The sequence below is a fragment of the Microbacterium sp. NPDC057407 genome (genome assembly GCF_042803895.1).
In the GTDB taxonomy this organism is placed as follows: domain Bacteria; phylum Actinomycetota; class Actinomycetes; order Actinomycetales; family Microbacteriaceae; genus Microbacterium.
In genome coordinates this window covers 108905-120050 of record NZ_JBHVCA010000007.1, presented here as the reverse complement: position 1 = coordinate 120050, position 11146 = coordinate 108905, and the positions used below count along the sequence as shown (strand labels likewise).

The following is an 11146-nucleotide window of genomic DNA, read 5'->3' as shown; positions in this document are numbered from 1 at the left end:
CCGCCATCACGGGCTTCGCGCTGGCCGGAGTGAGCGCGGGCGTGCTCGTTCCGGTGACGTTCGGCGCGGCGGGCGATCTCGACCCCGCCCACAGCGACCAGGTCATCGCCCGCGTGAACCTCTTCAACTACGCGGGGGCCATCCTCGGAGCCGTCGCGATCGGCCTTCTGGCTGACGGCCCCGGGCTCGGGCCCGCGTTCCTGCTGCCCGCCCTCGCGCTGGCGGCGATCCTGTTCGCGGTCCCCCGATTCGGCTCGCCGCGCGCCGCGGTCGCCCCGGCCTCCCCGCCCGGGGATGGCGTTCCTGGGTAATCTGACTGCGTGACGCAGACTCCCTCGCCGGACGCGCGCGCGGTGGCCGACGCCGCGCAGCGCGAGGAGGAGTCGCTGCGCGAGCGGTGGGAAGAGACCGAGCAGCACCTCCGCCAGCGCTTCGACGCCCCGATCAGCCGGGCGACCCGCATCACCGAGGCCACGCTGGCGTGGTTCCCGGTGCGGGTGTGGCGCAACTTCCTCATCGAGAACGGCTTCCTCCTCTCGGCCGGTGTGAGCTACGTCGCGCTCTTCGCGTGCTTCGCGGCGGTCTATCTCGCGTTCGCGATCGTCGGTCTGTGGCTCGGCGGCAGCACCGAGGCCGTCAACGGGTTCATCGCGCTGATCAACAGCTACATCCCGGGGCTCATCGCGCCCGACAGCAGCTTCGCCACGCCCGAGCAGGTGCAGGAGATCGCGTCGGAGAACACCGGCGTCCTCGGCTGGACGGGTGTGATCGCGCTCGGCGCGCTCATCTGGACCGCCATCGACTGGGTGACCTACAGCCGCCGCGCGGTGCGCGAGCTCTTCGCGATCCCGCCCGACCGTCGCAGCTACTTCCTCCTCAAGGCGCGCGACCTGCTCGCCGCCGTCATCTTCGGAGCCGCGCTGATCCTCGGTGCGGCGCTCTCCACCGTGGGCAGCCTGACGATCGACTGGCTGTTCTCGGTGCTCGGATGGGGCAAGGCGAGCGACCTCGTCGACGTCACGGTGCGCCTCGGCTCGCTGTTCATCGGCTTCGCCGTGACCTCGACCGCGCTCGTCGGCCTGTTCCGCTTCCTGACCGGCACGAAGCTTCCGTGGCGGCGCATCTGGCCGGGCGCGATGATCGGCGGCCTGGGTCTGTCGGTGCTGCAGCTCGGCGCGGGCCTCCTGCTCAGCTACACGCCCTCGAACCCGCTGCTCGCGGGGTTCGCGTTCTTCATCGGGATGCTGCTGTGGTTCCGGCTGATGGGGATCGTCCTGCTCGTGTCGGCGTCGTGGGTCGCCGTGGCCGCCCGCGACCGAAACGTCGTGCTGCTGCCACCCACCGAAGCCGAGCGGCTCGCCGAGGAGCACGCCGCCCTGCTCCTCGCCGCGAGGGTGCGGCTGCGCACCGCGAAGGACGCCCGCGCTCAGGCCCGGTGGTGGCGTGTGCCGCTCGCGGAGCGAGCGGTGCACGAGGCTGAGGAGGAGCTGCGGCAGGTAGAGGCATCCGCTCCCCCGCCCCCGGTGAAGAAGTCGCTGCTGCAGCCGCCGACCACGACCGCGACGGCTTCGCGTACGGCGAAGCCGGGTGCCGCGACCGGCACGGGGACGGATGCCGCGGTGGAGGTGCACGGCGGCTGGCGGTCGCTGTTCTCGCGCTCGCGCCACACCGAGAGCGGGGCGGACGAGGCGGGGAGCGACGGCGACTGACGCCCCGCGCCCGGACGGCAGGGCGGACCCTCGGCAGCGGGGCGTGTCGGCGGCCACGGATAGGCTGACGGGCGTGCCACGTCGAGTTCGCATCGCTTCCGTCAACGTCAACGGCATCCGCGCCGCCACCCGCAAGGGCATGATCGAATGGCTCGACGAGGCCGACGTCGACGTGATGGCGCTGCAAGAGGTCCGCGCCACGCTCGAAGAGCTGCAGACCGCGCTGCCCGGGTGGGAACTGGTGAACGACGAGGCGCTCGCCAAAGGGCGCGCAGGCGTCGCCATCGCCACGCGGATGCCGGCGGTCGAGGTGCGACGGGTGCTCGGGCCCGAGCCGCTCGACTCGGCCGGTCGCTGGATCGAGGCCGACCTCGACATCGACGGCGAGCGCCTGACCGTCGTGAGCGCCTATGTGCACACGGGTGAGGCCGAGACGCCGCGGCAAGACGCGAAGTGGGCGTTCCTCGACGCCATGGAACAGCGGATGCCGCAGATCCAGCAGGCCTCGCCCCTCGCGGTCGTGATGGGCGACCTCAACGTCGGGCACCGTGAGCTCGACATCCGCAACTGGAAGGGCAACGTCAAGAAGGCCGGGTTCCTGCCGCGGGAGCGGGCGTACTTCGACCGGTTCCTCGGTCCGGCCGGTGAGACGGTGACCGGGGTCGACGGGTCGACCGGACCGGGGCTGGGCTGGGTCGATGTGGGGCGTGCGGCGCACGGCGAGGTCGACGGCCCGTACACCTGGTGGTCGATGCGCGGGCGGGCGTTCGACAACGACAGCGGGTGGCGCATCGACTACCACCTGGCCACCCCGGCCCTCGCCGAACGGGTGTCGAACTACCGGGTGGTGCGGGCGCCGTCGTGGGACACACGGTGGAGCGACCACTCCCCCGTGGTCGCGGACTACGCCGTCGGATCCTGACGCCGCGGCCGAGGCATCCGTTGTCCCGTCGTCCGCGACCGGCGCGGATCGCGACCGGCGCGGCCGACCCTAGGATTGTCAGGTGAGCAAACCGCGCCTCTACTCCGGAATGCAGCCCTCCGCCGACTCCCTGCAGATCGGCAACTACATCGGGGCTCTCCTGCAGTGGCGCGACCTCCAGGAGTCGTACGACGCGTTCTTCTCCGTCGTCGACCTGCACGCACTCACGCAGCCCAACGACCCGGCCGAGCTGCGCGAGAAGACGCGTCGCACGGCCGCGCAGTACATCGCGGCCGGCATCGAACCGTCGAAGTCGACGCTGTACGTGCAGTCGCACGTCCGGGCGCACGCCGAGCTGGCGTGGATCCTGTCCACGATCACCGGGTTCGGTGAGGCGGGGCGGATGACGCAGTTCAAAGACAAGTCGCAGCGGTACGGATCGGACGCCACGTCGGTCGGCCTGTTCACCTACCCGGTGCTCATGGCAGCCGACATCCTGCTCTACCAGACCGACATCGTGCCCGTGGGCGACGATCAGAAGCAGCACGTCGAGCTGACCCGCGACCTGGCCGAGCGGTTCAACAGCCGCTACGGCACGACGTTCAGCGTGCCGACGCCGGTCATCCAGAAGGACACCGCGCGCATCTACGATCTGCAGAACCCCATGGCCAAGATGTCGAAGTCCGCCGAGTCGGACGCCGGCGTGCTGTGGCTGCTCGACGACCCTTCGGTGAGCGCGAAGAAGATCATGCGCGCCGTGACCGACAGCGACGGCACCGTCCGGTACGACCGCGAGGAGAAGCCCGGCGTGTCGAACCTGCTCGTGATCTACGCGGCGCTGACGGGTCGGCAGATCGCCTCCATCGAGGACGAGTACGCAGGGCGGGGCTACGGCGACTTCAAGAAGGGTCTCGCCGAGGTCGTCGTCGAGGAGTTCGGCCCGGTGCGCCAGCGAGCGCTCGACCTCCTGTCCGACCCCGCCGAGCTCGACCGGGTGCTCGCCGCCAACGCGGCGCGCGCCGACGAGGTCGCGAACCGCACCCTCGGCGACGTCTACGACAAGGTCGGCCTCCTCCGCCGCGTCTGACCCCGGGCCGCTCCGCGGCGCGCCGCCGGTGCGAGGGTCGGGCGGCGGCTAAGCACGGGACGGCCGCGGTCAGTCGGCAGCTGGCTGTGCACCACGGTCACGGCCTTCGACCATGCACGAGGACGCCTCGAAGTGCCGAAAGCACTGCGTCGGGACGGTAGAGGATGTCCTCCGCCGTCAGCCGAAGCGTGACGAACCCCAGCGTGGCCGCCGTGAGGTCGCGCCGGTAGTCCTTCCGCCGCTGCTCCCAGCTGTCGTGGAAGCCTCGACTGTCGCATTCGATCACGAGCCACTCGTCGACGAGTAGGTCGACGAAACCGACCCCGTCGATCTGCACCTGGAGGTCCACGGAACAGCCGAGCCCGAGCACCATCAACCGAACCAGGGTTTCGGGACCGGACTGGGCCCGACCGTCGATGAACCGACGCAACGCACGAAACTTCGCCGGGAGTGCATGGAAGATGTCGTTCAGATCGGTCCGTTCGATGACGCCCCGGTTCAGAGCGCTGTCGAGTGTGGCGATCGCGTACCTCGGCGCCTGGCACCGTATGGCGTGAATCACCGCATCGACGACGCCGACGACTGCGCTGCGAGCTTCATCCGGGTGCAGCAACGGCGCCCAATGCAATCGTGCGTCGCGGTCGGGGCGGGCCGCGAGTGGACGCCCGGCGACGGTGGCGGACCTCAGCCTGGCCGCATTGCCTGGCAGGTGCACGTGCACGCGGTCGGAGGCGAAGACGAAGACGTCCAACAGTCGCAACAGGGACAGACACGTCAGTCGACCGCCCACTCGTACGGCCTGGATGAGATCGTCGGGAGCGTCCACTCGGAGATAACGGTCGCGCCGAGCGCGTACGAGGAGCCCGTCGCGGAGGGCGGCCTCGAGTCGCCGACGCGTCATCCCCCTCCGACGCAGTTGAGCGCGGGTTCGGACAGACCATGGATGCATCTCGCGAATCTCGCGCAGTCTGCGGCGGCGTACGCGCAAAGATTCGAGGGCTGTGGATGAGTGGCCTGGATGCCTCCGTGTGAAGGAGGCGCGCCATCGCGCGCCGGCCTGCCGGGCGCCTCGGTGACCGGGCTGACCCTCCGTGAGGCCCGGGCGCCCGCCCGCCGGGTGCACTTACTCAGGCGGGGCGAGCGGGCCGAGTTAGGGCGACCCCGATTTCGCGGGCCGCCCACTCCCACAGCCTGAGTTGATGTCGGAGATGACGCCACGACCCCACGGCCCCCGCCGGAGAGCCGCGCGACCCGCGCCGCGACTCCGCACCGGTGGACATCAGGGCGGCCGGGGTCACGACCGGCACGTACTCAGGCCCGCAGAGTGGGTCGAGGCCGACGTTCCGCGGAATCGAGGGCATGCCGGTGTCGCCCGACGCCGCGCAGCCTGAGAAACGGCACACCCGTGGCCCGGGACAAGCCGACGACGGCGGGCGGGTTAGCCTGGCGGGATGGAACCGGTGATCCTGCGCACGGAGCGGCTCGAGCTCTCGCTGCCCCGCGAGTCCGACGTCGACGCCATCTTCGAGGCCTGTCAGGATGCCGGGATCCAGCGTTACACGCCGGTTCCGGTGCCGTACGAGCGGCAGCACGCCGAGTCGTTCGTGCGCCAGGTGCCGAAGGACTGGGAGGCCGGCCGTCACGTGACGTGGGCGATCCGCGAGAACGGCACCCTCATCGGGACCATCGGCCTCTACCGCATGGAGGGCGACGGCAACGGCGAGATCGGCTTCTGGATGGCTCCCGCCTCGCGCGGCGGCGGGCGGCTGCGCGAGGCCGCGAACGCCGTCATCGACTGGGGCTTCGCGTCCGACGGCGTCGACCTCTCGCGCATCGAGTGGCGGGCGGTCGTCGGCAACGTCGCCTCGGCGCGCGTCGCGAGCGCGCTGGGCTTCCACTTCGAGGGGACTCTGCGCCAGGCGCTCTCGAACGCGAAGTACCGCGACGACGGCTGGATCGCGGCCCTGCTCCGCAGCGATGACCGGATGCCGCAGCCCTGGCCGGTTCTCGACAGCTGAGCCCGTTCGGCCCGGCCGTGGCAGGATGGCCGCATGCCGGAGATGCCCGAGGTTCAGGGTCTGGTCGAGTTCCTCCGCGGACGCCTGACCGGACTCGAGGTGACACGCGTGACGGTCGCGAACATCGCGGCGCTCAAGACCTACGACCCTCCGGTCGACGCGCTCAAGGGCGGCCGGGTCGCCGAGGTCGCCCGCCACGGCAAGTTCGTCGATCTCGCGACGACGGGGACGGATGCCTCGCCCCACCTCGTCTTCCACCTGGCGAAGGCCGGGTGGCTGCGGTTCTACGACGAGCTGCCGGCGACGGTGATCCGGCCGGGCAAGACGCCGATCGCGCTGCGGGTCGCCTTCTCGGACGGCTCGGGGTTCGACCTGACCGAGGCGGGCACGAAGAAGTCGCTCGCCGTCTACGCGGTGCGCGATCCGGCCGAGGTGCCGGGGATCGCGCGCCTCGGTCCCGATCCGCTCGACCCGTCGTTCACGCGCGACACGCTCGCCGGCCTGCTCGCGGGACGTCGCACCCAGATCAAGGGCGTGCTGCGCGACCAGGCGACGATCGCCGGTGTGGGGAACGCGTACTCCGACGAGATCCTCCACGCGGCGAAGATGTCGCCGTACGCGCTGGCGTCGAGCCTCGACGACGCCGATGTCGACCGCCTGTTCGCCGCGATGACCGACACCCTCGCGGAGGCGGTGGCCGCGGCATCCGGTAAGCCTCCCGCCGAACTGAAGGACGCGAAGCGGCGCGGGATGCGGGTGCACGGCCGGCGGGGCGAGACGTGCCCCGTGTGCGGCGACGAGGTGCGCAGCGTGTTCTTCGCCGACAACTCGCTCGAGTACTGCCCGACGTGTCAGACGGGCGGGAAGATCCTGGCCGACCGGCGTCTTTCGCGCCTTCTCAAATAAAGGCGGCGCCGATCAGGGGCCGGTCGTGCCCATGAGGGTCCGGGCGTCGTCGTCGACCCAGTTCAGCGACTTCGACACGGCTTTGCGCCACAGCCGGTAGCGCCGCTCGCGCTCGTCCTCGGGCATGCGCGGCTCGAACCGCACGTCCTCCTGCCAGTGGGCGCGGAGCGCGTCGCGCCCGCCCCACACACCGACCGCGAGGCCGGCGGCGTATGCGGCGCCGAGCGCCGTCGTCTCGACGACCTTCGGGCGCACGACCGGGATGCCGAGGATGTCGGCCTGGAATCGCATGAGCGCGTCGTTGCGTGTCATCCCGCCGTCCACGCGCAGCTCTTCGAGCTCGCGCCCGGTGTCGGCGACCACGGCGTCGATGACGTCGCGCGTCTGGAAAGCCGTCGACTCCAGCGCCGCGCGGGCGATGTGGGCTTTGTTCACGTAGCGGGTCATCCCGACGAGCGCACCCCGGGCGTCCGGACGCCAGTACGGCGCGTACAGGCCCGAGAACGCGGGGACGAAGTAGGCGCCGCCGTTGTCGTCCACGCTCGCGGCGAGGGTCTCGACGTCTTCGGAGCGCTGGATGATCCCGAGGTTGTCGCGCAGCCATTGCACCAGCGACCCCGTCACCGCGATCGACCCTTCGAGCGCGTACCGGGCCGGTTCGCCGTCGCAGCGGTAGGCGACGGTGGTGATGAGGCCGCGGTCCGAGCGCACGATCTCGGTGCCCGTGTTGACGAGCAGGAAGTTGCCGGTGCCGTATGTGTTCTTCGACTCGCCGGCGTCGAAGGCCGCCTGCCCGAAGGTCGCCGCCTGCTGGTCGCCGAGGATGCCGGCGATGGGCGTGCCGTGCAGCACGTCGGGGAGCGCCGTCGTCCCCACCACCTCCGACGACGAGCGAATCTCGGGCATCATCGGGCGCGGGATGCCCCAGACCGCGAGCAGCTCGTCGGACCAGTCGAGGGTGCGCAGGTCCATGAGCAGCGTGCGCGAGGCGTTCGTGACGTCGGTGACATGGATGCCGCCGCGGGCGCCGCCCGTGAGGTTCCAGACCACCCAGGTGTCGGTGGTGCCGAAGACGAGGTGCCCGGCTTCGGCGGCCTCGCGCGCGCCCGCGACGTGGTCGAGGATCCACGCGATCTTCGACGCCGAGAAGTAGGTGGCCAGCGGCAGCCCGGTCGATTCCGCGAACCGGTACGTGCCCTCGCCGCCGGCGCCCTCCGCCGATCCGGCGAGCTCGTCGATGCGCGGCTGGGTGCGCGTGTCCTGCCAGACGAGGGCGTTGTAGACGGGACGGCCGGTGCGGCGATCCCAGACGACCGCCGTCTCGCGCTGGTTCGTCACGCCGACGGCGGCGATGTCGGATGCCGCGACCCCCGCCCGCGAGAGGCACGACGCGATGACCCACTCGGTGTTGGTCCAGATCTCGACGGGGTCGTGCTCGACCCAGCCGGCGCGCGGGAAGATCTGCTCGTGCTCGCGCTGCGAGACCGCGACGACGGCGCCGGCGCTGTCGAACACGATCGCCCGGGTGGACGTGGTGCCCTGGTCGATAGCCAGAACGTGGTCGGCCACGGCCGCCTCCTTCCTCGCGGGCATCGCCGCCCGCACCTGCCCGGGCGGCGGTGCGCCGGGCTGCGGTCCAGGTTATCGCGATGCCGCGGATGCCTCGCCCCACGCCGCGTCGGCGGCGTGCACTCCCGCGATGCCGCGCTCGGTCTCCGCCGCGATGCGGGCGGCGTCCCACCCGAGCACCGGCCCGACGGTGTGCGCGATCTCGCGCACGGCGTCGTCGGTGGCGGCGCCGACGAAGGCGATGCTGGTGCGGCGGAGCAGGAGATCTTCGAGGTGCACGACGTCTTCGGCCGCCGCCAGATAACGCAGTTCTGCGGAGCTGTAGCCGGGGACGTGCTCGAGTCCGGTGTCGTCGACGTCGTCGACGATGGCGGCGATCACCTCGGTGGCGACGGTGCCGTAGCGGTCGAGGAGGGTCGCGACCCGGGCGCGGGGCAGTCCGTCGGCGTGACCCGAGATCCACTGCTGGCGGGCGCGCTCGGTCGTCGGGAACCCCTTGCCGCCCCCGATGGGCACGCCCTTGGTCGAACGGCGCCGCGGCCGGGCGAGCAGCTCGAGGGCGCGGTCGGCGAGGTGCTCGCCCGACGCGCGGAAGGTCGTCCATTTGCCGCCGACGAGACTCAGGACGGTGGCATCGCCGCCCACGAGCGGCGCAGACTCGATGCGGTAGTCGCGCGACACGAATCCCGGGGCGAGGTCGTCGTGGCCGGGGAGCGGCCGCACCCCCGAGAAGCGGTACACGATCTGCGAGCGGTCCACCGCGATGCCGGGCAGCACCTGCCCGACGAGGTCGATGAAGTAGTCGACCTCTTCTTCGGTGCACACGATCGGGTCGCGCATGTCGTGCTCGAGATCGGTCGTGCCCACGAGCACCCGGCCCTTGAGCGGGTAGATGAGCACGATGCGGCCGTCGGCGTTCTCGAAGAACAGCTCGCGCCCGCGGGTCGCGGCGAGCAGCTCGGGGTGGTCGAGCACGATGTGGGAGCCCTTGGTGCCGCCCATGTAGCGCGTGGGGTCGCCGAGGGCGAGGTTGGTGAGGTCGGTCCACGGTCCGGACGCGTTGACGACGACGGATGCCGCGAACAGCACCTCCTCGCCCGACACGGTGTCGCGCAGCACGACCTTGCCGTCGCGCGTGCCGGCGGCGCCGGTGTAGTTGGCGGCCCGCGCCTTCCCGTCCCCGGCCGCCCGCCCGTCGCGGAGCACGTCGAGCGCGAGGCGCTCCGGGTCGTGGAGCGAGGCGTCCCAGTAGGTGGCGGTGTACTTCACGTCGGGATTGAGCTCAGGCAGCTCCTGCAGCGACCGCTTGCGGCCGCGGAAGGTGTGGCGCGGCACGCGGCCGCCGCCTCGCGAGAACGAGTCGTAGATCACGAGGCCGATCTTGATGAGCGCCGCTCCGCGCTCGCGGTGCGCGCCCCCGCCGTGGCGGAGGAACCGCAGCGGAGCACTGAGCACACCAGAGAACGTCGAGAAGATCGGGATCGTGGTCTGGAGGGGCCGGACGTAGTGCGGCGCGACGCGGAGGAGGGCGTTGCGCTCGGTGACGGCCTCGTGCACGAGACGGAACTCGCCGTTCTCGAGATAGCGGATGCCGCCGTGGATCATGTGCGACGACGCGGCGGACGCTCCGCTGACGAAGTCGGATCGCTCGACGAGGGCGACATCGACCCCCTGCATGGCGAGGTCGCGGAACGTGGCGAGACCGTTGATGCCCCCGCCCACGACGAGCACGTCGGCGTAGGGCCGCTCGCGGAGGGCCGAGAAGCCCCGTGACGGGCCGCCGTCGGGTCGGGGGTCGGATGCGGATTCGGTGACGTCGCTCATCGGCTTCCCTGTCGTGCGTCGTGGTGCAGTGCCTCCATGATCGCATCCCTGGACGTCCTTGCAGGCCGATTGCACATATGTGCAAGACTGCACCTGTGGAGGAAGCATCCGACCCCCGAACGCTGCAGCGCGCCCTCACCGCGGCCCATCTCTACTACGTGCAGGACCGCACCATGGAGGCCATCGCGCGCGAGCTCGACACCTCTCGCTCGACGGTCTCGCGGCTGCTGTCGCACGCCCGTGCGGCCGGAATCGTCGACATCCGCATCCGCTCCCCGTTCGCGGCTCCCCAGCTGCTCGAGGAGCACCTGGCCGACCGCTTCGGCGTGACGGCTCATGTCGTCCCGGTGCCCGACGACGCGACCGACGTGGAGCGACTGGAGCGGGTCGCGGTCGCCGCGGCCCACCTGCTCAACGAGCTGGTCCAGTCCGACATGACCATCGGCGTCGCGTGGGGGTCGACGACGGCGGCGGTGAGCCGGCGCCTCGTGCCGAAGCCGATGCACGGCACGACGTTCGTGCAGCTGAACGGATCCGGCAACACCTACACGACGGGACTGCTCTACGCGAGCGAGATCCTCAGCCGGTTCGCCGGCGCCTACGGCGGAAGCGCGCAGCAGTTCCCGGTGCCGGCTTTCTTCGACGACCCGCGCACGAAGCACGCGATGTGGCGCGAGCGCAGCACCCGCCGCATCCTCGCGATGCAGGCGGCGATGGACCTCGTGATCTTCAGCACCGGATCCGCCGGATCGCGGGTGCCGAGCCACGTCTACTCCGGGGGCTACCTGGAGGCGCAGGAGCTCGCCGCCCTCGAGGCCGAAGGCGTCGTCGGCGACGTCGCCACGGTGTTCTTCCGCGCCGACGGCTCGAGCGACCGGATCCCGCTCAACGACCGCGCCACGGGGCCGCACTTCGACGTGCTGCGGCGCGTGCCCCGACGACTGTGCGTCGTGTCGGGCGTCTCGAAGGTCGAGAGCCTGCGCGGCGCCCTCGCCGCCGGGCTCGCCACCGATCTGGTCGTCGACGAGGCCGTCGCCCGGGCGCTCAGCGAGTGACCGGTCGGCGTTCATTCTGCGACATGGAATGAACCGGTCACCTCGGCGTTTACTAC

9 protein-coding genes and 1 pseudogene are annotated in these 11146 nt (G+C 71.1%); 7 read left to right on the top strand and 3 right to left on the bottom strand.

The window, feature by feature from the left end; translation table 11 throughout:
• The 4 genes and pseudogenes from ACFUTX_RS15820 to trpS form a co-directional block, all read left to right on the top strand.
• Nucleotides 1-311 (top strand): annotated as a pseudogene (locus tag ACFUTX_RS15820) (MFS transporter); the annotation flags it as partial.
• A 9-nt stretch (nucleotides 312-320) separates the two neighbouring features.
• On the top strand, nucleotides 321-1709 hold the full coding sequence (locus ACFUTX_RS15815; protein ID WP_378866819.1) for a YihY/virulence factor BrkB family protein: 1389 nt from the start codon (nucleotides 321-323) through the stop codon (nucleotides 1707-1709).
• Between the two features lie 73 nt (nucleotides 1710-1782).
• Complete coding sequence (locus ACFUTX_RS15810) at nucleotides 1783-2631, top strand: exodeoxyribonuclease III (RefSeq protein ID WP_378866816.1); 849 nt, start codon at nucleotides 1783-1785, stop codon at nucleotides 2629-2631.
• 82 nt (nucleotides 2632-2713) lie between these two features.
• Nucleotides 2714-3718 carry a tryptophan--tRNA ligase gene (trpS, locus tag ACFUTX_RS15805; RefSeq protein WP_378866813.1) on the top strand — a complete coding sequence of 335 codons (1005 nt, stop codon included), beginning with the start codon at nucleotides 2714-2716 and terminating at the stop codon, nucleotides 3716-3718.
• 97 nt (nucleotides 3719-3815) lie between these two features.
• Here trpS and ACFUTX_RS15800 read toward each other — a convergent pair whose 3' ends face one another.
• Nucleotides 3816-4544, bottom strand: a complete 729-nt coding sequence (locus ACFUTX_RS15800) for an endonuclease domain-containing protein (RefSeq protein WP_378866811.1) — start codon at nucleotides 4542-4544, stop codon at nucleotides 3816-3818.
• A gap of 625 nt (nucleotides 4545-5169) precedes the next feature.
• Here ACFUTX_RS15800 and ACFUTX_RS15795 point away from each other — a divergent pair.
• Together ACFUTX_RS15795 and ACFUTX_RS15790 are read left to right on the top strand one after the other, a co-directional pair.
• Nucleotides 5170-5736 (top strand): GNAT family N-acetyltransferase, encoded by a 567-nt coding sequence (locus tag ACFUTX_RS15795; protein WP_378866808.1) that lies wholly within the window; start codon nucleotides 5170-5172, stop codon nucleotides 5734-5736.
• Between the two features lie 33 nt (nucleotides 5737-5769).
• Nucleotides 5770-6642, top strand: a complete 873-nt coding sequence (locus ACFUTX_RS15790) for an Fpg/Nei family DNA glycosylase (protein WP_378866805.1) — start codon at nucleotides 5770-5772, stop codon at nucleotides 6640-6642.
• A gap of 12 nt (nucleotides 6643-6654) precedes the next feature.
• Here ACFUTX_RS15790 and glpK read toward each other — a convergent pair whose 3' ends face one another.
• On the bottom strand, nucleotides 6655-8211 hold the full coding sequence (glpK, locus tag ACFUTX_RS15785; RefSeq protein ID WP_378866802.1) for a glycerol kinase GlpK: 1557 nt from the start codon (nucleotides 8209-8211) through the stop codon (nucleotides 6655-6657).
• 72 nt (nucleotides 8212-8283) lie between these two features.
• Nucleotides 8284-10035 (bottom strand): glycerol-3-phosphate dehydrogenase/oxidase, encoded by a 1752-nt coding sequence (locus ACFUTX_RS15780; protein ID WP_378866799.1) that lies wholly within the window; start codon nucleotides 10033-10035, stop codon nucleotides 8284-8286.
• A gap of 77 nt (nucleotides 10036-10112) precedes the next feature.
• On the opposite strand from ACFUTX_RS15780, the gene ACFUTX_RS15775 reads away from it, so the two are divergent.
• Nucleotides 10113-11090, top strand: a complete 978-nt coding sequence (locus ACFUTX_RS15775; RefSeq protein WP_378866796.1) for a sugar-binding transcriptional regulator — start codon at nucleotides 10113-10115, stop codon at nucleotides 11088-11090.
• Nucleotides 11091-11146 lie beyond the last annotated feature (56 nt).